General features: G+C 70.9%; 21 protein-coding genes, 1 pseudogene and 1 riboswitch. Of the genes and pseudogenes, 13 read left to right on the top strand and 9 right to left on the bottom strand.

Features of this window, described 5'->3' with window-relative positions; translation table 11 throughout:
* Positions 1–13: 13 nt before the first annotated feature.
* A complete protein-coding gene (locus ACFVYS_RS09335; protein ID WP_389500302.1) occupies positions 14–1,441 on the top strand; it encodes a M1 family metallopeptidase in 1,428 nt (475 codons plus the stop codon).
* Between the two features lie 4 nt (positions 1,442–1,445).
* Here the strand turns inward: ACFVYS_RS09335 and ACFVYS_RS09330 are convergent, their stop codons facing one another.
* Positions 1,446–2,420 (bottom strand): GNAT family N-acetyltransferase, encoded by a 975-nt coding sequence (locus tag ACFVYS_RS09330; protein WP_389500300.1) that lies wholly within the window; start codon positions 2,418–2,420, stop codon positions 1,446–1,448.
* A gap of 76 nt (positions 2,421–2,496) precedes the next feature.
* Here ACFVYS_RS09330 and ACFVYS_RS09325 point away from each other — a divergent pair.
* Positions 2,497–2,800: pseudogene (locus ACFVYS_RS09325) on the top strand (RNA polymerase subunit sigma-24); the annotation flags it as partial.
* Positions 2,801–2,871: 71 nt separating this feature from the next.
* Here ACFVYS_RS09325 and ACFVYS_RS09320 read toward each other — a convergent pair.
* Positions 2,872–3,447, bottom strand: coding sequence for a TerD family protein (locus tag ACFVYS_RS09320; protein WP_020130301.1), 576 nt, complete (start codon positions 3,445–3,447; stop codon positions 2,872–2,874).
* 199 nt (positions 3,448–3,646) lie between these two features.
* Between ACFVYS_RS09320 and arfB the strand changes: the two genes are divergently transcribed.
* Both arfB and ACFVYS_RS09310 read left to right on the top strand, forming a co-directional pair.
* Positions 3,647–4,084: an alternative ribosome rescue aminoacyl-tRNA hydrolase ArfB gene (gene arfB / locus ACFVYS_RS09315; protein ID WP_362528516.1), complete on the top strand. Its 438-nt coding sequence runs from the start codon at positions 3,647–3,649 to the stop codon at positions 4,082–4,084.
* A 127-nt stretch (positions 4,085–4,211) separates the two neighbouring features.
* A complete protein-coding gene (locus tag ACFVYS_RS09310) occupies positions 4,212–5,075 on the top strand; it encodes a sigma-70 family RNA polymerase sigma factor (protein WP_389500298.1) in 864 nt (287 codons plus the stop codon).
* A gap of 49 nt (positions 5,076–5,124) precedes the next feature.
* On the opposite strand, the gene ACFVYS_RS09305 is transcribed toward ACFVYS_RS09310, so the two are convergent.
* Together ACFVYS_RS09305 and ACFVYS_RS09300 are read right to left on the bottom strand one after the other, a co-directional pair.
* Entirely contained in the window at positions 5,125–5,601 is a 477-nt protein-coding gene (locus tag ACFVYS_RS09305) for a GNAT family N-acetyltransferase (RefSeq protein ID WP_389500296.1), read from the bottom strand.
* 49 nt (positions 5,602–5,650) lie between these two features.
* Positions 5,651–6,241 carry a flavin reductase family protein gene (locus tag ACFVYS_RS09300; protein WP_389500295.1) on the bottom strand — a complete coding sequence of 197 codons (591 nt, stop codon included), beginning with the start codon at positions 6,239–6,241 and terminating at the stop codon, positions 5,651–5,653.
* A gap of 364 nt (positions 6,242–6,605) precedes the next feature.
* Between ACFVYS_RS09300 and cdgB the strand changes: the two genes are divergently transcribed.
* Both cdgB and ACFVYS_RS09290 read left to right on the top strand, forming a co-directional pair.
* Entirely contained in the window at positions 6,606–8,273 is a 1,668-nt protein-coding gene (gene cdgB, locus ACFVYS_RS09295) for a diguanylate cyclase CdgB (protein ID WP_389500293.1), read from the top strand.
* 120 nt (positions 8,274–8,393) lie between these two features.
* Positions 8,394–9,347, top strand: a complete 954-nt coding sequence (locus tag ACFVYS_RS09290) for a carbohydrate-binding protein (protein ID WP_389500291.1) — start codon at positions 8,394–8,396, stop codon at positions 9,345–9,347.
* 30 nt (positions 9,348–9,377) lie between these two features.
* Here ACFVYS_RS09290 and ACFVYS_RS09285 read toward each other — a convergent pair whose 3' ends face one another.
* The 3 genes from ACFVYS_RS09285 to ACFVYS_RS09275 all read right to left on the bottom strand — a co-directional run bounded on the left by ACFVYS_RS09285 (position 9,378) and on the right by ACFVYS_RS09275 (position 12,626).
* A complete protein-coding gene (locus ACFVYS_RS09285) occupies positions 9,378–10,307 on the bottom strand; it encodes a 1-phosphofructokinase family hexose kinase (RefSeq protein ID WP_389500290.1) in 930 nt (309 codons plus the stop codon).
* A 136-nt stretch (positions 10,308–10,443) separates the two neighbouring features.
* The gene (gene nagA / locus ACFVYS_RS09280) at positions 10,444–11,685 is read right to left on the bottom strand and encodes an N-acetylglucosamine-6-phosphate deacetylase (protein WP_389500288.1); all 1,242 of its coding nucleotides are present in this window, start codon (positions 11,683–11,685) and stop codon (positions 10,444–10,446) included.
* Complete coding sequence (locus ACFVYS_RS09275) at positions 11,685–12,626, bottom strand: ROK family protein (protein ID WP_389500286.1); 942 nt, start codon at positions 12,624–12,626, stop codon at positions 11,685–11,687. The genes nagA and ACFVYS_RS09275 overlap by 1 nt, the downstream gene beginning before the upstream one ends.
* Before the next feature lie 230 nt (positions 12,627–12,856).
* Here ACFVYS_RS09275 and ACFVYS_RS09270 point away from each other — a divergent pair, with 230 nt between their 5' ends.
* From ACFVYS_RS09270 to otsB, 3 genes are read left to right on the top strand one after another with little or no spacing between them, the layout of a single operon-like run.
* Complete coding sequence (locus tag ACFVYS_RS09270; protein ID WP_389500342.1) at positions 12,857–14,077, top strand: ABC transporter substrate-binding protein; 1,221 nt, start codon at positions 12,857–12,859, stop codon at positions 14,075–14,077.
* A gap of 51 nt (positions 14,078–14,128) precedes the next feature.
* Positions 14,129–14,374 carry a DUF3263 domain-containing protein gene (locus ACFVYS_RS09265; RefSeq protein ID WP_314223738.1) on the top strand — a complete coding sequence of 82 codons (246 nt, stop codon included), beginning with the start codon at positions 14,129–14,131 and terminating at the stop codon, positions 14,372–14,374.
* 30 nt (positions 14,375–14,404) lie between these two features.
* Positions 14,405–15,277, top strand: coding sequence for a trehalose-phosphatase (gene otsB, locus ACFVYS_RS09260; RefSeq protein WP_389500284.1), 873 nt, complete (start codon positions 14,405–14,407; stop codon positions 15,275–15,277).
* Here the strand turns inward: otsB and ACFVYS_RS09255 are convergent.
* Together ACFVYS_RS09255 and ACFVYS_RS09250 are read right to left on the bottom strand one after the other, a co-directional pair.
* Positions 15,265–16,677 (bottom strand): trehalose-6-phosphate synthase, encoded by a 1,413-nt coding sequence (locus tag ACFVYS_RS09255; RefSeq protein WP_389500282.1) that lies wholly within the window; start codon positions 16,675–16,677, stop codon positions 15,265–15,267. The genes otsB and ACFVYS_RS09255 overlap by 13 nt on opposite strands.
* A gap of 116 nt (positions 16,678–16,793) precedes the next feature.
* On the bottom strand, positions 16,794–17,738 hold the full coding sequence (locus ACFVYS_RS09250) for a glucosyl-3-phosphoglycerate synthase (RefSeq protein WP_389500280.1): 945 nt from the start codon (positions 17,736–17,738) through the stop codon (positions 16,794–16,796).
* Between the two features lie 170 nt (positions 17,739–17,908).
* A riboswitch (SAM riboswitch) is annotated at positions 17,909–18,074 on the top strand.
* 18 nt (positions 18,075–18,092) lie between these two features.
* Here ACFVYS_RS09250 and thrC point away from each other — a divergent pair.
* The 4 genes from thrC (at position 18,093) to groL (ending at position 22,413) form a co-directional block, all read left to right on the top strand.
* The gene (gene thrC, locus ACFVYS_RS09245) at positions 18,093–19,391 is read left to right on the top strand and encodes a threonine synthase (protein ID WP_389500278.1); all 1,299 of its coding nucleotides are present in this window, start codon (positions 18,093–18,095) and stop codon (positions 19,389–19,391) included.
* Positions 19,392–19,509: 118 nt separating this feature from the next.
* Positions 19,510–19,785, top strand: coding sequence for a MoaD/ThiS family protein (locus ACFVYS_RS09240; RefSeq protein ID WP_389500276.1), 276 nt, complete (start codon positions 19,510–19,512; stop codon positions 19,783–19,785).
* A gap of 453 nt (positions 19,786–20,238) precedes the next feature.
* Complete coding sequence (locus ACFVYS_RS09235) at positions 20,239–20,445, top strand: cold-shock protein (protein ID WP_007493268.1); 207 nt, start codon at positions 20,239–20,241, stop codon at positions 20,443–20,445.
* Between the two features lie 345 nt (positions 20,446–20,790).
* Entirely contained in the window at positions 20,791–22,413 is a 1,623-nt protein-coding gene (gene groL, locus ACFVYS_RS09230; RefSeq protein ID WP_389500274.1) for a chaperonin GroEL, read from the top strand.
* Positions 22,414–22,443 lie beyond the last annotated feature (30 nt).

The raw sequence follows: 22,443 nt of genomic DNA, 5'->3' as shown, positions 1-22,443 counted from the left end.
TAAGATCACTGACATGTCCCGATCCGTACGCCTTGTCCCTGCGGTGGCCGTCGCGTCGCTCCTGCTCGCCCTGACCGCGTGCGACGACGAAGGGGCGCCGGACACCTCGGGCGCCCGCGCCCGGGACACCTCGGGTGCCCCGGGCGTCGGCGATCCGTACTTCCCGAAGGCGGGCAACGGCGGCTACGACGTCTCCCACTACGGCCTCACCCTCGCCTACACGCCCGACGGCAACCGGCTCACCGGTACCGCCGTCGTCACCGCCCGGGCGACCGAGAACCTCGCCGCCTTCGACCTGGATCTCGCGGGCATGAAGGTCGAGGAGGTGACCGTCGAGGGCGACACGGCCGAGTTCCGCAGGGACGGCCAGGAGCTGGTCGTCCGGCCGCCCGGCGCCCTGGCCGACGGGGAGACCTTCGAGGTCCGGGTCCGCTACTCCGGCAGCCCGCGGACGATCACCGACCCGGACGGCTCGAAGGAGGGCTGGCTGCGCACCGCGGACGGAGTGCTCGCCCTCGGTGAGCCGACGGGCTCCATGGCCTGGTTCCCCGGCAACCATCATCCCTCCGACAAGGCCTCGTACGACATCGCCGTCACCGTCCCGAAGGGCCTGACGGCCGTCTCCAACGGCGAGTTGCGCAGTGCGAGGACGGCGGACGACGGTCGCACGACCTTCGCCTGGCACACGGCCGAACCGATGGCGAGCTATGTGGCGACCCTCGCGATCGGCCGCTACACGGTCACCCGCTCCACGGCGCGGGGCGGGCTGCCGGTGTACGTCGCCGTGGACCCGTCCCAGGTGACCGCGAGCCGCACGGTGCTCGCCCGGCTCCCCGAGGTCATGGAATGGGCGGAGTACAACTTCGGCCCCTACCCGTTCTCCTCCACCGGCGCGATCGTCGACCGCCCCGAGGACGTCGAGTACGCCCTGGAGACCCAGAACCGTCCCGTCTACCCCGGCGCCCCCGACATCGCGACCCTCGTCCACGAGACCGCCCACCAGTGGTTCGGCGACTCCGTCACGCCGAAGAGCTGGCGGGACATGTGGCTCAACGAGAGCCTGGCGACCTACGCCGAGTGGCTGTGGACGGAGGACGAGGGCGGCGCCACGGCGCAGGAGACGTTCACGGAGTTGTACGACCACGGCGAGGACGAGTACGAGGACCTGTGGGCGTTCCCGCCCGCGAAGCCGACGAGCGCGGCACACATCTCCGACCCTCCCGTCTACCAGCGCGGCGCGATGGTGATCCACCGCATCCGCCGGACCGTCGGTGACGACACCTTCTACGACATCGTCCAGGGCTGGGCCGCCGCCCACCGGCACGGCAGCGCCGACACCGACGACTTCACGGCGTTCGTGGAGAAGCAGGCGCCGGACGAGGACTTCGACGAGATCTGGGCGGACTGGCTGTACGGGGAGGGCAAGCCCGCCCGCCCGTGAGCCGTCACTCCGGTCCCGGACGGCGGTGGCCGCTCTCCGCCTCCCACGCGTCGAGCAGCCGGGCGAGACCGGGCGGCCACACCGGCTCCGCCTCCCGCGCGAGCTCCTCGCGCGTCCACCAGCGCCAGCCGAGGATGCCGTCCGAGGCGTGGGAGGCCGCGAGGTCGGGCCCGCCGGGTTCGCGACGCGGGCCGGGGGAGACGTAGATCTGCTCGTGCTGGCTCACGAGGATGCCCATGCGGGTGAAGTCGTGTTCCCAGGTGCACAGCAGGGGTCCCGGTTCCAGGTCCGCCCACCCGGTCTCCTCGCGCAGTTCCCGCAGCGCCCCCTCGCGCGGCGACTCGCCCTCCTCCAGGCCGCCGCCGGGCAGCGCCCAGTGCACGCCGACGTCGGCGTTGTGGTAGCGGAAGAGGAGGACGGCGCCCCGCGGATCGACGACGGCGACCCGGGCCGCCCGGCGGGACCTGCGCAGCGGCTTGCGCAACACCGCGCACGGACGGCCGAGTTGCAGGTCGGGCCGATGCCCGATGACCTGGTACCCGAGGGCGGCCCAGAAGGCGAGCCCCTGGGGGTTGGCGTCGAGCACGGCGAGCCGCAGGCCATCGTGGCCGGCCTCCCGGAACCGGTCCTCGACCTGCCGGACGATCCGCCTGCCGTGGCCCTGCCCCTGCACGGCCGCGTCCACCATCAGCAACCCGACCCACGGATCGGGATCGGCCGGGTCGGGATGCCGGTCGAGGGTGACCACGACCCCGACCAGCCGCCCCTGACTGCGGGCGAGCAGCACCTCCACACCCCCGTGCGCCAACTCCCGCGCGAGCGCCGCCGCCACCTGCTCCGGCCGGATGTCGTCCGGATCCGGGAAGTCACCGCTGAGGGCGTGGAACGCGTGCTGGGAGGCGTAGAGCGCGGTGAGTTCGGTGAGCAGGGGCGCGGGGATGTCGTGGTCGGCGGTGAGGGGGAGCGGGCTGAGGAGCATGGGGAGCACGCTAGCCGGACGACCCCCGGGCTCATGTGTCCCACCGGGTGCCGCAGCCGCGGACCCGGCGGTGTCTGAGGTGCCGGCGCCGGACGTGGTGCTGATCGCCGACGGCGGCGGTCTTCGCGGCCGCGGCCCTGGCTCCGGCCACGGGGCCGAAACGGTGGCGCGGGTGCTCGCGCGTGCCCCGGCCGGTCGCGGCCGCGTTCGAGACGACGACCGTGTGGCTCGACGGCGCGCCCGCGGGCCGGTTCGAGATCGACGGCGAGCCGACCGCGGTGAGTGGCGTGGTGGAGCACGGGCTGGTCATCCGGGTCTATCTGATGAGGAACCCGCGGAAGCCGACCCGGCTGGACGAGCCGGCCGAACTCGCCCGGTAGGCCGCGGAGCCCCCGGCCTGGTGGCCGGGGGCTCCGATGAGGCGTGCGCGTGGGCGCGGTACCCCGGAAACTCAGACGCTCACGCCGAAGTCCTGGGCGATGCCCACGAGGCCCGAGGCGTAGCCCTGGCCGACCGCGCGGAACTTCCACTCCGCGCCGTTGCGGTAGAGCTCGCCGAAGACCATGGCCGTCTCGGTGGCCGCGTCCTCCGAGAGGTCGTAGCGGGCGATCTCGGCGCCGCCGGCCTGGTTGACGATGCGGATGTAGGCGTTGCGGACCTGGCCGAAGTTCTGCGAGCGGTTCTCCGCGTCGTAGATCGAGACCGGGAAGACGATCTTGTCGATGTCGGCCGGGAGACCGGCCAGGTTGACGTTGATCGCCTCGTCGTCGCCCGCGCCCTCGCCGGTGCGGTTGTCGCCGGTGTGGACGATGGTCTGGTCCGGCGTCTGCTTGTTGTTGAAGAAGACGAAGTGACCGTCGGAGTAGACCTTGCCCTGGGGGTTGACCGCGATCGCCGAGGCGTCGAGGTCGAAGTCCGTGCCGGTGGTGGTGCGGACGTCCCAGCCGAGGCCCACGGTGACGGCGGTCAGGCCCGGAGCCTCCTTGGTGAGCGAGACGTTGCCACCCTTGGACAGGCTTACAGCCATGGTTGGGAGTCCTTCCCTCGTTGCGTACGGCTTCGTACGGGGCTTCGTACGGGCACGAAGCTACAGCTATCCCTATGAACGCAGCGAAGGGTGCTCAAGGTTCCCCGCCACTCCGCGTTTCTTTACTTTCTTTACCAAGATGACCGCGCGGCGGGTTCCGGGGATATTCGCGTGACGTGGGGGCGGCGCGAGCGGGAACATGGTGGGCATGTCTGGTCCCTATGTCGTCCGCGGCTCCGTCTCGCTTCCCGAGGCCGAGCTCATGTGGCGTTTCTCGCGGTCTTCGGGGCCGGGCGGGCAGCACGTGAACACCAGTGACTCGCAGGTGGAGCTCCGCTTCGACGTCGCGGGCACCGAGGCGCTGCCCGAGGTGTGGAAGGCGCGGGCGCTCGAGCGGCTGGCCGGTCGGCTCGTCGACGGCGTCGTCACCGTCCGCGCCTCCGAGCACCGCTCCCAGTGGCGCAACCGCGAGACCGCCGCCGTACGCCTCGCCGCCCTCCTCGCCGAGGCCACCGCCCCGCCGCCCAAGCCGCGGCGGCCGACCCGGATCCCGCGCGGGATCAACGAGCGTCGGCTGCGGGAGAAGAAGCAGCGCTCGCAGACGAAGCGGGGCCGGAACGGACGAGACTGGGGCTGACCGGACGGGGCCCGTTCCTGACTGATACTGATCGAATTCCCCGGCACCTTGCGTGCGTGTGTCACATCTCGGGCGCGACATCCGTCAGTTACATGACAGTTAATCGCGACCAGGGATGTGACGAACGATGGCAACAGGCGACGCCGACTTCCTCGCCGAGCGCTTCGAAGCGCACCGCAGCCGCCTGCGTGCTGTCGCGCACCGCATGCTCGGGTCCGCCACCGAGGCCGACGACGCGGTGCAGGAGGCGTGGGTGCGGCTCAGCCGGAGCGACGGCGAGAGCGCGGGCAAGGAGATCGACAACCTGGCGGGCTGGCTGACGACCGTCGTCGGCCGGGTCTGCCTGGACATGCTGCGCTCGCGCCGGTCACGCGCCGAGGAGCCGCTGGACAACTGGATACCGGCCCCCTCGTGCGAGGACGCCGATCCGGCGCAGGACGCGCTGCTCGCCGACTCCGTGGGCGTCGCGCTGATCGTCGTCCTGGACACCCTCACCCCCGGCGAGCGGCTGGCGTTCGTGCTGCACGACCTGTTCGGCGTGCCCTACGAGGAGGTCGCGAGCATCGTCGACCGGACCCCGGAAGCCGCCCGGCAGCTCGCCAGCCGGGCCCGGCGCCGGGTGCGGGGCGCGCAGGAGCCGGACGTCGATCTCGCCCGGCAGCGGAAGGTCGTCGACGCCTTCCTGTCCGCCGCCCGGGACGGGGACTTCGTCAAGCTGCTCGCCGTGCTGGACCCGGACGTCGTGGCCCGCTCGGAGGCCGGCGTGGTCGCTGGCGCGGCGGCGGTCGCGGCGGGCGCGTCCAGCTTCGCCTTCGTCGGGGCCGTCGCCCGGCCCGCCCTCATCGACGGCGCGACCGGACTGGCGGTGCTGTTCGAGGGCCGGGTGGAGCGGACGCTCAGCTTCACCTTCGTGCGTGGTGGCCGGATCGCCGTGATCGACGTCGTGGCCGACCTCGACCGCATCAGCGAACTGGAAGTGACGCTGCTCTAGTTCAGAGGGCGGCCCCCGGGACCGGACGGCCGGCCCCGGGGGCCGGGCTCTAGCCCAGGGCGAGGACGCCGACCGTCTCTCCCTCGCTGGTCTCGCCGTTCTTCCGGAAGCCCAGCCCGAGATAGAAGTCCGCGGGACCGTTCTCGCCCTCGTGCCAGGTGACGTACATCTCCTCGGTGCCCCGGCGGCGCAGTTCCGCGGCCACGGACTCCACGGCGAACCGGCCGTAACCGCGGCCCTGTTCACCGGCGGCGATGTTCAGCCGCCACAGTCCGGAGCGGACCGGGCCGCCGTCGCCGCGCCCGTTCCAGTCGATGTCGAGAAAGGCCATCAGAAAGCCGACGGCCCGGTCGCCGTCCATGATCAGGCGCGGCCAGGCGACCCCCGGGCGATGGACATGGGCCTCCGCGAGCGACTGCATCACCGGCGAGACCGCGAACTCCTGGTCGGGGCGGACCCGGATGCCGGTCGCGGCCTCGAAGTTCGAGGGAGTGATGATCTCGAGACGGGGCCCTGAAGTCGTCATGCGGGCACCCTAGGCGGGCCCTCGTCCGGCGGCCACGGCATTTTCGGTGTCACCCCAACTGGCGGTAACGGCCCCGGAAATACATCAGTGGACCGCCGTCCGCGCTCGGCACCGACGCGGCGAGCACGCGGCCGATCACCAGCGTGTGGTCGCCGGCCGTGACCTGCTGCTCGGTGCGGCACTCCAGGGTCGCCAGGGCGCCGCCGACCAGAGGCGCGCCGGCCACCTCGCCGCGGGTGTACGGGAGGTCCTCGAAGAGCAGCCGGTCGCTGATGCGGCCCTTCATGGCGAAGCGGCCGGCGATGTGCCGCTGGCTCTCGGAGAGTACGGACACCGCCCACAGGGGCTGCTCGTCGAGGAGGTCGTCCATCCGGGAGCCGGTGCGCAGGCTGACCAGGACCAACGGCGGGTCCAGGGAGACCGACATGAACGCCGTCGCGGTCATGCCGACGTCCTCGCCGTCCGGCGCCCCGGGGTCGTCCGGGTCGAGGGACGGCTCCCGGGCGGTCACCAGGACCACGCCGTCGGCGAGCCGGGACATGGCGGCGCGGAACTCGTCGTTGCTCACTCCCTCAGCATGCCTGGAGCGGGTCTCGGACACGGTCTTGAGCGCAGCCGGCTCGAGTACGTCTGGGGGCATGTCCGAAACGCTAGTGTCCGTCCGGTGCGCGGCGCATCGGACCTCCGCCCGAGTAGGGTCGTAGGACTGTGGACCGATTCCCCCGGGCCCGATTCCGGTGTCCGTCCGGGCATGTTCGTGCCTGTCCGTGTTCAGGAAACACACAGGAAAACGCGGAAACTCCACTCAAATGTTCATCTTCACCTGTGACTTGAGTCACAAGAAGCAATAATTGTTGACCCTGTGTACCGAGTGGGCAGCGCGCTGTGATTCAGTGGCGGAGGCGTCACAAGGAGACACACACCGACAGCACAGCACCGGAAACGACGTTACGCCGAGAACAACCCTTGATTCGCTGCGAAGTCTCGGGGGGAGGGCGAAACACATGGAGACCGAGTCGGAGCCTTACGTCCGCCTTGCGTCCCTGCGACAGCTGCACCAGGTCATGGCCGACATGAACACGGCCCGCAGCCTGGCCGACACCTTGCAGACCGTCGCCGACGGCGTGGTCACGGCACTCGGGTACGAGCTGGCGTGCGTCAACCTCGTGCGCCCCGACGGCGATCTCGTGGTCGCCGCCTTCGCAGGCAACCCCGCCGCCGAGGCCCTGATCACCGGCCGGGTCGGCTCGCGCGAATCCTGGGACCGGCGCCTCGCCATGGGCGAGACCTGGGGCGACCTGATCTTCATACCCCACACCGAGGGCTGGGTCCTCGACGACGACGACGTGCCCCAGTGGTACACCGACGGGCCCGCACCCCGCTTCGAGGACGAGTGGCACCCCTCGGACCGCCTCTTCGCCCCCATGTACATGCCCGCCGCCCCCGGCAGCGGAGGCACCTGCGGTGAGCTGATAGGCGTCCTGTCCGTGGACCGGCCGCGCAACGGCCGCCGGCCCGGCGCGTGGGGGCGCGAAGCCCTCCAGATGTACGCCTTCCAGGCCGCCATCGCCATTAGCAACGCGCGTCTACGCGCGAATATGCAGCGGGCACTGGTCCGGCTCGAACGCGATCAGCAGGCCCTGCGCGCCAGTGAGGAAAGCTTCCGGCAGGCCTTCGAGTACGCCCCCTCCGGCATGGCGATAGCCGAGATGGGCGGCGACCAGCACGGTCGGATACTGCGGACCAACGACGCCCTGTGCCGCCTGCTGGGACGCCCCGCCTCCGCGATGCGCCGCTACTCCTTCTCCGACCTGGTCCACCCCGAGGACATAGGCACCCTGCTCCGCACCTCCGCCGAGGGTGGCCGCGCCGAACTCCGCCTCGGCCGCCGGGACGGCACCTACGTCTGGGTCAGCCTCCGCAACTCCGTCGTCGCCGACGCGGCCGACGGGCCCCGCTTCCTCCTCACCCACGTCGAGGACATAGAGGACCGCAAGCGCCGCGAGCTCCAGCTCGCCCACCGGGCCTCGCACGACTCCCTCACCGGACTGCCGAACTCCGCCGAACTGCGCTCGCGGCTCTCCGCCCGGCTCTGTCAGCGCCCCCAGTCCACCCACCCCGCCGCCGTCGACGCCATGGACACGGCCTACGGCCACGCCGCCTTCGACGCCAATGGGCACGGCTTCGACTACCGGCCCGGCGGCACCGAGTCCTTCGACGGTTACGACCACCATGTGCACACCGCCGCCCCCGAGGAGGGGCGCGACGACGGCACCAAGGGGCTCGCGGTCCTCTTCTGCGACCTCGACGGCTTCAAGTCGATCAACGACCGGTTCGGTCACAACGCCGGCGACGCGGTCCTCATCGAGGTCGCCCGCCGGCTCTCCCGCCAGGTCCGCGACGGCGACACGGTCGCCCGGCTCGGTGGCGACGAGTTCGTGATCCTCGCCGACGGCCTCGGCCGCGCCGACGCCGCCGACCTGGCCGTACGGCTGCGCAACGAGATCATCCAGCCGATCCGCGCCGAGGGCCGGGCCGTGCGGGTGGGCGCGAGCTTCGGTATCGGCTGGGCACATTGCGGGATGACCGCGGACGAAGTGCTGAAGTCCGCCGACGAACGCATGTACGTCGAGAAACGATCTCGTCCCAAACAGCACCGGCGTGCGGGATGATCACCAGGTCAGCGAGCTGATGCGATCAGAGTCACCTGTTTGGGCCATCCGGAGCGGGTAGGCTCGCCAGTCTGACCGCACCATCGCATCCGACCCGCACTTGCTGAGGAGTACCAAGGGATGACGTCCGGCAACAACGGCGCGAGTACGCCCGAGGACGACGACCCGTTCGGCTACCTCTACGCCGACGGCCAGGCCAACGGCGCGCAGCCGCCCTCCGGTGGTGGCTACGGCTACCCCAACTCGGTCAGCAGAGTGCGCGCGGTCGGAGAGCGCCAGTACGGACAGCAGCAGACCGCGCAGTACGGGCAGCCGCCGACGATGCCTCAGCAGCAGGGCGCGTACGGCCAGCCGAACGCGCACTACAGCGCGCCCGAGAACTTCGGCGCAGGCGGCGGCCCCAACACCGGCCGCCAGCCCGCGCAGAACGGCGGCGGCCGCGGCCGCGGCCCCAACACCAAGGGCCTGCTGATCGGCGCGGTCGCGGTGGTCGCCGCGGTCGTGATCGGCATCGTGGTCGCCATGGCCAACGGCGACGACGGCTCCGACGACAACAAGGCGAGCGACCAGGTGTCCGCCTCCGCCTCCGCCCCCGCGAGCGCCTCGCCCAGCGAGTCGGCCGACGACGGCGCGAACGAGGCCGAGCTGCCGAAGGCCGACGCGAAGGCACTGAACCTCGGCGGCAGCGCCGCGCTGGCCTCGGACGTGCAGGGCGCGCAGGCGGCCGGTGGCGTCTACGTCGGCAACCTCAACCAGGTCGGCAACTCCGTCACCTGGACGGTCAACGGCATCCCGTCGGACGGCACGTACACCGTCTTCGCGCACTACAGCGCGGCCGGTGAGGACCAGTCGATGACCCTCACCGTCAACGGCAAGACCTTCGGCACCAAGTTCAACCTGGGCAACTTCGCCCACGCCAAGGACGGCGACTTCGCCAAGGGTTGGACGAAGACCTACTCCTGGCCCACGCTGACCAAGGGCACCAACACGATCTCGGTCTCCTGCCAGGACGGCGACAAGTGCAACGTCCTGCTCGACCAGCTGTACCTGAAGGCCGGTCAGGTCAAGAACTGACCCGGCCGCCTCCCGGGATTCAGGCCGGGTTCAGGCCGCGGTGATCTCCGCGGCCACCGTGATCCGGCAGAGCAGCTCCTCGTAGGCGGCGCGGTCGAACTCGCCCGCCACCGGGGCCGCCACGGTCGCCGCCGACAGGGCCACCGCGCGGGACAGGCGGTCCGGCCAGGGAAGGCGTTCCACCAGGCCCGACAGCAGGCCGGCGACCGCCGAGTCGCCCGCGCCGGTCGGATTGCCGTGGACCCGGCGTGGCGGGACGGCGCGCCAGCGGCCCTCCGGGGTGACCGCGAGGAAGCCTTCGGCGCCCAGCGAGGCCACGACGGCGTGCGCGCCGCGCCTGCGGGCGTCCCGGGTGGCCTGCGACGGCTCGTGCGAGCCGGTGAGTTCGGCCAGTTCGGTGGCGTTCGGCTTGACGATGTCCGGGCGGGCGGCGACCCCGCGGCGCAACGGCTCTCCGCTCGTGTCCAGCAGTACGGGGACACCCGCGGCCCGTGCCCGCCGCACCAGGACCGCGTACGCGCCCACCGGCACGCCCGGCGGCAGGCTGCCGCACAGGGCCACCGCCTCGGCGCCGGCGAGCAGCCCCTCGTACGCCTCCTGGAAGGCGGACCATTCGGCCGGCGCGATCACCGGGCCGGGTTCGTTCAGCTGGGTCGTGTCGCCGGTGCGGGCGTCGACGACCGCGACCGTGCGGCGGGTGGCCCCGGCGACCGGGACGAGGGCGTCCACGATCCCGGTCGCTGCGGTGAGTCGTTCCTGTACGACCCGGCCGGTGGGGCCGCCCACGAAGCCGGTCACCGTCACCTCGTGGCCGAGGGCGGCCAGCACCCGGGCGACGTTCAGCCCCTTGCCGCCGGGCCGTTCGCGCACGTCGGTCACCCGGTGCGAGGCGTGCGGCCGCAGCGCGGGCACGCGGTAGGTGAGGTCGAGAGCGGTGTTCAGGGTGACGGTGAGGATCACCTGGCGGCCTCCCCCGGCTGGCGTGCGTACATGAACGGTTCCGGAACTCTCCGGCTTCCGGAGGCCTGATCATGCCAAAGAGACGGCGACCGGCCCAGTGCGCGGGTCGGCCGCCGTTCCTGTGCGGGGGGATGTTTCAGGCCAGTTGGGGATCCACCACCCAATCCCCCTTGCGCATCACGCCCTTGAGCTCGAAGTTCTCGTCGAGCAGGACCAGGTCGGCGTCCTTGCCGGGCTCCAGTGAGCCCACCCTGTCGTCGATGCCCAGCAGCCGGGCCGGGTTGGCGGACAGCGCGGCGACGACGTCCCCGACCGGCAGCCGGTCGATCGTCACCGCCCGCTGGAAGGCGCGGTCCTGGGTGAGGGTGGAGCCCGCGATCGAGCCGCCCTCCACCAGCCGGGCCACGCCCTCGCTGACCTCGACCTCCAGCGGGCCGAGCAGGTAGCGGCCGTCGCCGATGCCGGCCGCGTCCATCGCGTCGGTGATGAACGCCACCCGGCCCGGGCCCGCGTGACGGAACGCCAGTTCCAGGGCCGCCGGGTGCAGGTGCGTGCCGTCGTTGATGAGCTCGACCGTCACCCGCTCGTCCTCCAGGAGCGCGGCGATCGGGCCGGGGTTGCGGTGGCCGAGCGGCGGCATTGCGTTGAAGAGGTGCGTGGCGACGGTGGCTCCGGCCTCGATGGCCTGAACCGTCTGCTCGTACGTCGCGTCCGTGTGCCCGACGGCGGCGATCACGCCGTGCTCGGCGAGCAGTCGTACGGAGTCCAGGCCGCCCGGGAGTTCCGTCGCGAGGGTGACCATGCTCGCCCGGCCGCGTGCCGCGTCGATCAGCTTGCGCACCTCGGCCGGGTCGGGGTCGCGCAGCAGCGCCTCGGAGTGCGCGCCCTTGCGGCACGGCGAGATGAAGGGGCCCTCGAAGTGGATGCCGGCCAGGTCGCCCTGCTCGGCCAGTTCGCTCAGCAGGCCGGCCTGACGGGCCAGGAAGTCCATGTCGTCGGTGACGGTGGAGGCGACGAGGGTGGTGGTGCCGTGCCGCCGGTGGGTGTGGATGGCCTTCAGCACGTCCTCGGCCGTGCCGGAGAAGGAGGCTCCGCCGCCGCCGTGGTTGTGCAGGTCGATGAAGCCGGGGACCAGCCAGTGGCCCGTCACGTCGATGACGTCCCCGTGCGGGGTCGCGTGCGGGGCGTCCACGGCGATCTTCGTGCCGTCGATCGTGACGCGGCCGTCGGGCACTGTGCCGGTGGGGAGCACCACCCTGGCGCCGGTGAGCACCTGCCTCCGTGCGCCGGTCGCGGGCTGCGGGTGCGTCGTGGCTGGTCGCGCCCACGCGGCGGAGCCGCATGAGGTGGCGTCCCGCGCCCCTGGGGGGGTGGCCATCAGGGTGTTACCTCCATACCGTCGGTTGTGTTGAGGAGATCCCAGGCCAGGAGGCCCGCGCCCAGGCAGCCGGCGGTGTCGCCCAGGGCCGCCGGCACGATCTCCGGCAGCTTCTGGAAGGTCACCCGCCGGCGGACCGCGTCCCGTAGTGGCGTGAACAAGGTTTCCCCCGCCTCGGCGAGGCCGCCACCGATGACGAGCGTGCGGGGGTCCAGCAGGGTGAGGGCGGTGACCAGGCCGTCGGCGAGCGCGTCCACGGCCGTCTGCCAGACCCGGACGGCGTTCGGGTCGCCGGACGTGACGGCCTTCGCGCAGTCCGCGGCGTCCGCCTCCGGGTCCCCGCAGGCCGCCGCCCATGCCTCGCTGACCGCCGCGGCCGACGCGAAGCGCTCCAGGCAGCCGTGCTGTCCGCACGGACACGGGGTTCCGCCGGGCCGTACGACGATGTGGCCGATCTCGCCCGCGAAGCCGTGGGCGCCCGCCTCCACCCGGCCGTCGACGCCGATCGCGCCCGCGATGCCGGTGCCCAGCGCCACGAACAGGAACCGGTCCGCGCCCCGGGCCGCGCCGATCCGGCCCTCGGCGAGGCCGCCGGTGCGCACGTCGTGCCCGAGGGCGACGGGAGCGCCGAGGCGGTCGGCGAGCAGTGCGCGCAGCGGGACGTCCCGCCAGCCCAGGTTGGCCGCGTAGGCGGCGACGCCGTTCGCCTCGTCGACGATGCCGGGCACGGCCACGCCCGCCGCGGCCGCGGGCTCGCCGAACTGCCGGGCGCCGTGTTCGCGCAGCTCGGCGGCGAAGTCGAGGATGCCGGCGACGACCGCGTCGGGTCCGCGCTCACGGCCGGTGGGCCGGCGGGCCCGGTGCAGCAGTGCGCCGTCCGCGCCGACCAGGGCGGCCTTCATCCCGGTGCCGCCCACGTCCAGGGCGATGACATGTCTCACGGGGACAGTGTGGACCGAGGACCCGCGAGAGGTCTAGTCCACTCGCGGGTTGTGGGGGTACCGTGCCGCCCCGGAGGCCGAAAGAGGTCTAGTCCACATAGGTGGTGTAGACCTTAATCCGGATAACGGTCCATTGGTATGAGCAATCAGTTGGGAGCGTCACGGTGCAGCGGCGGGCACGGAAGTCAGGAACGATCACGGGAGCGGTCGCGGGGGTGTCGGCCCTCGGCATGGCCGCGGTCCTCACCGGCTGCGGACTCTCCGGAGACTCCGACGACGTCACCCTGAGACTCGTCGCCGCCGACTACGGCGACAGCAGTGCCAACAGTTCGAAGAAGTACTGGGACAAGCTCGTCGAGGGTTACGAGAAGGACCACCCCGGCGTCACCGTCGACGTGACCGTCTACTCCTGGAACGACGTGGACGCCAAGGTCAAGGCGATGGTCGACGCGGGCAAGGCCCCCGACATGGCCCAGATCGGCGCGTACGCCGACTACGCGGCCGCCGACCGGCTCTACAAGGTGAGCGATGTGCTCTCCATCCCCGTCGAGGCCGACTTCGTGTCCCAGCTCGCCAACGCGGGCGAGGTGCAGGGGGTGCGGTACGGCATGCCGTTCGCCTCCTCCACGCGGCTGCTGTTCTACAACAAGACCCTCTTCGCCAAGGCCGGCCTGACCCCGCCGACCACCTGGGCCGAGCTCGCCGAGGACGCGAAGGCGCTCAAGGACGAAGGCGTGAAGTACCCGTACGCGCTGCCCCTCGGGTCCGAGGAGGCACAGGCCGAGACCCTTCAGTGGCTGCTCAGCGGCGGGGGCGGCTACACCCAGACCGTCAGCGCCTACAGCATCGACTCCACCGAGAACGTCGAGACCTTCGACTGGCTGAAGGACGACCTGGTCGGCAAGGGCCTCACCGGGCCGGTCGCGCCGGACAAGCTGAACCGGGCCGCCGCGTTCGCCGCCTTCGCCGCCGGCGACGTGGGCATGCTCAACGGGCACCCCTCGCTGATGAAGGCGGCCGCGAGCAAGGGCGTGAAGTTCGGCATGGTGCCGATGCCCGGTGTCGCGGGACCGACCAAGGTCTCCATGGGCGTCGCCGACTGGATGACCGCCTTCAAGCAGAACGGACACGCCGAGCAGGTCGGCGACTTCCTCGACTACGTCTACAGCGAGAAGAACGTGCTGGACTTCTCCCGCGAGTACGACCTGCTGCCGGTCACCAACTCGGCCTCCCAGGTCATGAGCGCCGCCAAGGAGGACGCCGACCTCAAGCCGTTCCTCGACGAGCTCCCGCTCTCGGAGACCTACCCCGTCGGACGGACCTCCTGGGCGAAGGTCAGCGCGGAGATCAAGAAGCGGATCGGCCAGGCCGTGACCGCGAACGGCGACCCGGCCGGCGTACTGGGCGAACTCCAGACCGCGGCCACGACGCTGGACACCGGCACCGGCTGACGAGCCGGCCGGCGCTGGGCCGCTGTCGGTGCCGGGCGTTACCGTGCGGACATGGAGAGGCGAGCGGAAGCGGACGAGCTGGGGGCGGGGGAGCGGGGCATCCTCGCCCTGGAGCGGCGCGGGTTCTCCGGCCCCGGCGCGAAGGAACGGGCGATACGCGAGGAACTGGACCTGTCCCCGGTCCGCTACTACCAACTCCTCAACGCCCTCCTCGACGACCCCCGCGCCCTGGCCCACGACCCGGTCACGGTGAACAGACTGCGCAGGGTGCGGGAGGCGAGGCGGGGGGAGCGCTAGCCGCGGGCGCGCGTTGGTTATCGTCGGTGTATGGGCACCCACGAGACGCACTCCTCGGAACCCGAACCCCTTTCCGTCCCCGTTCCGGTCACCCCGGCGGGCCGCGCCGCGCTCGACGCGATCCTCGGCCGGCCCTCCACCACGCTCGTCGCGCTCGACTTCGACGGCACCCTCGCCCCGATCGTCGAGAACCCGGAGGACGCCCGGGCGCACCCCGACGCCGTCCCCGCGCTCACCGCCCTCGCGCCGAAGGTCGCCGCCGTGGCCGTCATCACGGGGCGGCCCGCCGAGGTCGCCGTACGGCACGGCGGATTCGCCGGGGCCGAAGGGCTGGAGCACCTCTGCGTCCTCGGCCACTACGGCGCCGAACGCTGGGACGCCCGCACCGGCGCCCTGAGCGCCCCGGACCCGCACCCCGGAGTGGCCGCCGTCCGCGCGGAACTCCCGCGGGTCCTGGCCGCCGCCGGGGACCGGCCGGGCGTCTCGGTCGAGGAGAAGGGCGGCCGGGCCGTCGCCGTCCACACCCGCCGCGCCGACGACCCGCAGGCCGCCTTCGAAGCGCTGCGGGCCCCGCTCACCGACCTCGCCACCCGGCACGGTCTGATCGTCGAACCCGGCCGGATGGTCCTGGAGCTGCGCCCGCCGGGCACGGACAAGGGCGTCGCCCTGCTGGAACACGTCCGCGAGACCGGCGCGCGGTCCGTCCTCTACGCCGGTGACGACCTCGGCGACCTGCCCGCCTTCGCCGCCGTGGAGAAGCTCCGCGCGGACGGCGTACCCGGGCTGCTGGTGTGCAGCGGCAGCACCGAGGTCGGCGAACTCGCGGAGCGCGCGGACCTCGTCGTCGACGGGCCCGCCGGCGTCGTACGGCTGCTGCGGGAGCTGGCCGCTCAGCTCGGCTGAATCTCCCGCAGGGCGTTCAGCTGGTCCAGGAACCACCGGGCCGGGGGAAGCGCGGTCGCCGCCGCGGACAGCCGCTTCGTGCGCTCGGCCCGCTCCTCCGGCTTCATGGTCAGCCCCTCGTGCAGGGCGCGGGCGGTCTCCAGGATGTCGTACGGGTTCACCGTGATCGCGTCCTCGCCCAGCTCCCAGTAGGCCCCCGCCTCCCGGGACAGGACCAGCGCGCAGCCCTCGTCGGAGACGACCGGGACCTCCTTGGCGACCAGGTTCATGCCGTCGCGGATCGGGTTCACCATGGCCACGTCGGCCAGCCGGTAGGCGGCGAGGGAGCGGGCGAAGTCGTCCTTGAGGTTGAGCAGGACCGGGGTCCAGCCGGGCGTGCCGTAGGCGTCGTTGATCTCCTCGGACAGGCGCCGCACCTCGGCCATGTAGTCGCGGTAGACGGCGAGGTCCTGGCGGGAGGGGTAGGCGAAGGCCACGTGGACGACCCGCTCGCGCCACTCCGGGTGGTCGTCGAGCAGCTGCCGGTAGGCCAGCAGCCCGCGCACGATGTTCTTGGACAGCTCGGTGCGGTCGACGCGGACGATCGTCTTGCGGCCCTCGCCGATCTCCGCGCGCAGCGCCGCCATGCGCTCGTCGACGTCCGGCCGGTGCGAGCGCTCGCGCAGGAAGTCGGCGTCCGCGCCGAGACCGTGCACGCCGATCCGCGTCTTGCCGGGACCGCCGGCGAACTCCGCACAGCACGCGGTGAACGCGTCCGCCCAGCGCCGGGTGAGGAAGCCCAGGCGGTCCGCGCCCAGCATGCCGTGCAGCAGCTGCTCGCGGATGTCCCCCGGCAGCAGCGCGAAGTAGTCCACCGGCGCCCACGGCGTGTGCGAGAAGTGGCCGATGCGCAGGTCGGGGCGCAGCTCACGCAGCATTCCCGGCACCAGACACAGGTGGTAGTCCTGGACGAGGACCGCCGCGCCGTCCGCCGCCTCCTCGGCCAGCGCCTCCGCGAACGCCCGGTTGTAGGCCTCGTACGATGCCCACTGGCGGCGGAACTCCGCGTCGAAGGCGGGCTCCAGCGGTGTCTGGTAGAGCAGGTGGTGGAGGAACCACAGCACGGAGTTGGCGATGCCGTTGTACGCGTCGGTGTGCACGTCGGCCGGAACGGCGAGCATGCGCACGCCCTCCTCGCCGACGCCGCGCCGGACCGCCTCCCGGTCGCCGTCGGAGAGCGCCGAGCACACCCAGAGGGCGCCCGCCTCGGGTCCGATGGCCGACAGGCCGGAGACCAGCCCGCCGCCGCCGCGTTTCGCGTGCAGCGAGCCGTCCTCGCGCAACTCGTAGGAGACCGGACCGCGATTGGACGCGACCAGCACCTCGGCGGCCCGGGCGGCAGTGTCGTGCGTGGAAGCCATATGCCCAACCTAGCCCGGTCGGGAAACGCTCAAACGTACGGTCGCGCTGCGTGGACGGGCCGTGTCCGGCCGTGTCGCCGCTGTCGGCGCCATGCCGTATACGGCCCGTCCCGCGGTCACGCGACCTTGCGGGTCGCGTACTCCGCGATCTCCGCCATCGGCGGCCGTTCCTCGGTGTCCACGGAGTACGTGCGCGGCTCGAAGCCGTCCGTGCTCCGTTCGAACTGGGTGAGGGACGGGCGGATCAGGTGCCCGCGGGCCAGCCGGAGCTGGGCGGTGCGGTAGATCGCCGCCGCCATCCGGCCCAGCGCCTGCCCGTCCTGGTGACGGTGCTTGCGCACACCGATGTCGACCTGGGCGAGGGCGTCCAGGCCCACCAGGTGCAGGGCGTCCACCAGCATGCCCAGCTCCACGCCGTAGCCGACGGGGAAGGGCAGCTGCTCCAGCAGGCCGCGGCGGGCCGCGTACTCGCCGCCGAGCGGCTGCACGAACCCGGCCAGCTGCGGCCAGTGCATGTTCAGCAGCGGTCGGGCCATCAGCTCGGTGACCCTGCCGCCCTGGCCGGCCGCGCCGCCCAGCGGACGGTCGTACATGCCCTTGACCAGATCCACCCCGGGGTCGGTGAGCAGCGGGCCGACGATCCCCGAGACGAAGTCCGAGGAGAACTCCCTCAGATCCGCGTCGATGAAACAGACGATGTCCCCGGTGGTGACCAGCAGGGAGCGCCACAGGACCTCACCCTTGCCGGGCACGGCCGGTATCCGCGGCAGGATGTCGTCCCGGTGGACGACCCGCGCGCCGGCCGCCGCGGCCACCTCGGACGTACGGTCGGTCGATCCCGAGTCGACGACGACGATCTCGTCGACGAGCGGGACCTGGTGCATGAGGTCGTGCCGGATGACCGCGACGATGTCACCGACCGTCTCCTCCTCGTTCAGCGCGGGCAGGACGACGGACACCGACTGGTTCGTGGCGCGCTTCGCGGCCAGGATCCGGTGGAGCGGACGATCGGACGCGGACCAGGAGCGGGTGGCCAGCCAGCGCTCAGTTTCTCGAAGCACAGTCTGCGGCTCCTCACTGTCGTGATCACACCGGGTGCACGGAAGGTGACCGTGTGATCCATCTCGCGGTTCGGACGACTATCTCAACTGTCCTGGCCTTCGGTTACAGTCTTGAACAACGCGGATGACCATCGCATGTCCGAGGTCGCCCCCCGTTCACAACTTCATACCGCTCATCCAGAGGGGCAGAGGGATACGGCCCGATGAAGCCCCGGCAACCCTCCAGCCGGTCTCGTAACGATCACTGATCCACGTGGTGATCGCTTCGCGAGGCTCCCGGCTCGGGAAGGTGCCAAATCCGTCTCACGGCGAGATGCGTCGTGAGGAAGATGAGGAGAAAGGGCCTCGCCTCACATGGCTGCGCAGACTGTTGCAAGCACCACCGACTCTACGACGTCCTCTGCTGTCGATCTCGGTCCGGCCGCCGCGTTGAGCTGCCGCGAGTGCGGCCACCGCGTGCCCCTCGGCCCGCTCTTCGCCTGCGAGGAGTGTTTCGGCCCGCTCGAGATCGCCTACGACTTCTCCTCCTACGACACGGAGGAGCTCCGCAAGCGCATCGAGGCGGGGCCCGCGAACATCTGGCGCTACGCGCCGCTGCTGCCCGTCCCCGCGGACGTGGCCGACAAGCCGAACATCAACCCCGGTTGGACCAAGCTCGTCCAGGCCGACAACCTCGCCCGTGAACTGGGCGTCGACGCCGGCAAGCTCTTCGTCAAGGACGACTCCGGCAACCCGACGCACTCCTTCAAGGACCGGGTCGTCGCCCAGGCCATCGAGGCCGCCCGCGCGTTCGGCTTCACCACGCTCTCCTGCTCCTCCACGGGCAACCTGGCCGGTGCCGTCGGCGCCGCCGCCGCCCGGGCGGGCTTCCGGTCCTGCGTGTTCATCCCGCACGACCTGGAGCAGGGCAAGGTCGTCATGGCCGCGATCTACGGCGGCGAACTCGTCGGCATCGAGGGCAACTACGACGACGTCAACCGCTTCTGCTCCGAGCTCATCGGCGACTCGGCGGGCGAGGGCTGGGGCTTCGTCAACGTCAACCTGCGGCCGTACTACGCCGAGGGTTCCAAGACGCTGGCGTACGAGATCTGCGAGCAGCTCGGCTGGCGGCTGCCGGACCAGCTGGTCGTGCCGATCGCCTCCGGCTCCCAGCTCACGAAGATCGACAAGGGCCTCCAGGAGCTGATCAACCTCGGGCTGGTCGAGGACAGGCCGTACAAGATCTTCGGCGCGCAGGCCGAGGGCTGCTCCCCGGTGTCCGTGGCCTACAAGGCCGGGCACGACGTGGTCCGCCCCCAGAAGCCGAAGACCATCGCCAAGTCGCTGGCCATCGGCAACCCGGCGGACGGTCCGTACGTCCTCGACATCGCGCGGCGCACCGGCGGCGCGGTGGAGGACGTGAACGACGAGCAGATCGTCGACGCGATCAAGCTGCTGGCGCGGACCGAGGGCATCTTCGCGGAGACCGCCGGTGGTGTGACGGTGGGCGTGACGCGCAAGCTGATCGAGAGCGGTCTGCTCGACCCGACGCTCACCACCGTCGTGCTGAACACGGGCGACGGTCTGAAGACGCTGGACGCGGTGGCCGACGCCGGCCTGACCGCGACCATTCGCCCGACCCTGGAGTCGTTCCGGGACGCGGGTCTCGGCTGAGAGATTTGTTGTTCGTCTGCGGGCCGTGGGGCCGGTCGCGCCCACGCGCCGGCAGCCGCACGATCCAGACAGCCCCGCGCCCCTCTGGGGCGCTCCGCCTGACCGGAGGTCGAAAGTCATGAGCGTCACCGTCCGCATCCCCACCATCCTGCGCACCTACACGGGCGGCGCCGCCGAGGTGAAGGCCGAGGGCACGACCCTCGGTGAGGTCATCGCGGACCTGGAGAAGAACCACACCGGCATCGCCGCCCGGGTCCTGGACGACCAGGGCAAGCTGCGCCGGTTCGTCAACGTGTACGTGAACGACGACGACGTCCGCTTCGAGCAGGGTCTGGAGACGGCCACGCCGGAGGGCGCCGGCGTCTCGATCATCCCGGCCGTCGCGGGTGGCTGACCGTAGTTCAGTACCCATCGGTAGTAACCGTCGGTAACAGCGATTACCGAGCGTTCATCGAATTGCCCTCTCCGCGATAGAAGCGGAGGGGGCAATTCAGTGTGGTTGAGCGCGGTACAGTTGGGGAACCCGGTCCGGATCACCGGATCCGGAGCCTTTTATTTCTGCCCCGCGCCCGACAAGAAGCAGCCAATGTGTGCGCCTCTTTTGTGGCTTTTGCGGCATATGTAGGGCCCGACTTGCCCTTAATTCAGGCGAATTCTCGCCACATTACGGATCCCGCCCGTCCGGAATTCTCGTCCAAGTGACCTGTTGCAGAGGGCAGTTGGACAGATACATTCGGCCGCGGTCGACGCGTTCCGGCGCACGCCCCCAAGCCAACCGGGGGGTGAGGTCTGACCCGGGTCCGCGAAGTGTGGGTCCGTGCAAGGGCCAGTAATAGGGGAGTTAGGCATGGCTCAGGGCACCGTCAAATGGTTCAACGCGGAGAAGGGGTACGGCTTCATCGCGGTCGACGGTGGTGCGGATGTTTTCGTCCACTACAGCGCGATTCAGATGGACGGCTACCGCACCCTGGAAGAGGGTCAGCGGGTCGATTTCGAGATCTCGCAGGGTCAGAAGGGGCCGCAGGCGGACATGGTCCGGCTCGCGACCGGCTGAAGCACGCGCCGACTGAAAGCGTCGTTCTTCTGTACAACTGACGAAGGGCTCGCACTCCCACGGGGGGCGAGCCCTTCGGTCTGTCCGGGGGCGTCCGCGAGGCGTCGGCGGGACGTCCGTGAGGGGTGTCCGGAAGGGCACGGGTCCGGTGGAGGCGCTTGCACTCTCATGGGTCGAGTGCTAATCATTGGCGTTAGCACTCTGAAGGTGAGAGTGACAACGAGGACCGGGTCGGTGAGGCCCGCAGGCCAGGTGGGGCAAGGAACCACGAGGCCGGCGAGCCGTCCGTCGCGGGCGCCAGCGCGGTCCGGAGCAATCCACCCCAGTCCGGGAGGACCACTTCACATGGCCAAGATCATCGCGTTCGACGAGGAGGCACGGCGCGGCCTCGAGCGCGGCATGAACCAGCTCGCGGACGCCGTGAAGGTGACGCTCGGCCCCAAGGGCCGCAACGTCGTCCTCGAGAAGAAGTGGGGCGCACCCACGATCACCAACGATGGTGTTTCCATCGCCAAGGAGATCGAGCTCGAGGACCCGTACGAGAAGATCGGCGCCGAGCTGGTCAAGGAAGTCGCCAAGAAGACGGACGACGTCGCCGGTGACGGTACGACCACCGCGACCGTCCTTGCCCAGGCCCTGGTCAAGGAAGGCCTGCGCAACGTAGCCGCCGGCGCCAACCCGATGGCCCTCAAGCGCGGTATCGAGAAGGCCGTCGAGGCCGTCTCCGGTGCCCTGCTCGAGCAGGCCAAGGATGTCGAGACCAAGGAGCAGATCGCTTCCACGGCCTCCATCTCCGCCGCCGACACCCAGATCGGCGAGCTCATCGCCGAGGCGATGGACAAGGTCGGCAAGGAAGGCGTCATCACCGTCGAGGAGTCCCAGACCTTCGGTCTGGAGCTGGAGCTCACCGAGGGCATGCGCTTCGACAAGGGCTACATCTCGGCGTACTTCGCCACCGACATGGAGCGTATGGAGGCCGTCCTCGACGACCCGTACATCCTGATCGCGAACTCCAAGATCGCGAACGTCAAGGACCTGCTCCCGCTCCTCGAGAAGGTCATGCAGGGCGGCAAGCCGCTGCTGATCATCGCCGAGGACGTCGAGGGCGAGGCCCTGTCGACGCTGGTCGTCAACAAGATCCGCGGCACCTTCAAGTCCGTCGCGGTCAAGGCCCCGGGCTTCGGCGACCGCCGCAAGGCGATGCTGAACGACATCGCCATCCTCACCGGTGGCGAGGTCATCTCCGAGGAGGTCGGTCTCAAGCTCGAGAACACGACCATCGACCTGCTCGGCAAGGCCCGCAAGGTCGTCATCACCAAGGACGAGACCACCATCGTCGACGGTGCCGGCTCCTCGGACCAGGTCGCCGGTCGGGTCAACCAGATCCGCGCCGAGATCGAGAACAGCGACTCGGACTACGACCGCGAGAAGCTGCAGGAGCGCCTGGCGAAGCTCGCCGGCGGTGTCGCGGTCATCAAGGCCGGTGCCGCCACCGAGGTGGAGCTCAAGGAGCGCAAGCACCGCATCGAGGACGCCGTCCGCAACGCGAAGGCCGCCGTCGAGGAGGGCATCGTCGCCGGTGGTGGCGTGGCCCTCATCCAGGCGTCCTCCGTCTTCGAGAAGCTGGACCTCGAGGGTGACGAGGCGACCGGCGCGAACGCCGTGCGCATCGCGCTCGAGGCCCCGCTGAAGCAGATCGCCGTCAACGGTGGTCTCGAGGGTGGCGTCGTCGTCGAGAAGGTCCGCAACCTGCCCATCGGTCACGGCCTCAACGCCGCGACCGGCGAGTACGTCGACATGATCGCCGAGGGCATCATCGACCCGGCGAAGGTCACGCGCTCGGCGCTGCAGAACGCGGCCTCCATCGCCGCGCTGTTCCTCACCACCGAGGCCGTCATCGCCGACAAGCCGGAGAAGGCGTCCGCGCCGGCCGGCGGCGGCATGCCGGGCGGTGACATGGACTTCTGATCGACCTCACGGTTGATCGCCTGTCCTTCG

The organism is Streptomyces sp. NPDC058295 (genome assembly GCF_042880655.1).
Classification (GTDB): Bacteria; Actinomycetota; Actinomycetes; order Streptomycetales; family Streptomycetaceae; genus Streptomyces; species Streptomyces coriariae.
The sequence above is the reverse complement of the archived record's forward strand: the minus strand, read 5'-3'. Positions and strand labels throughout refer to the sequence as shown.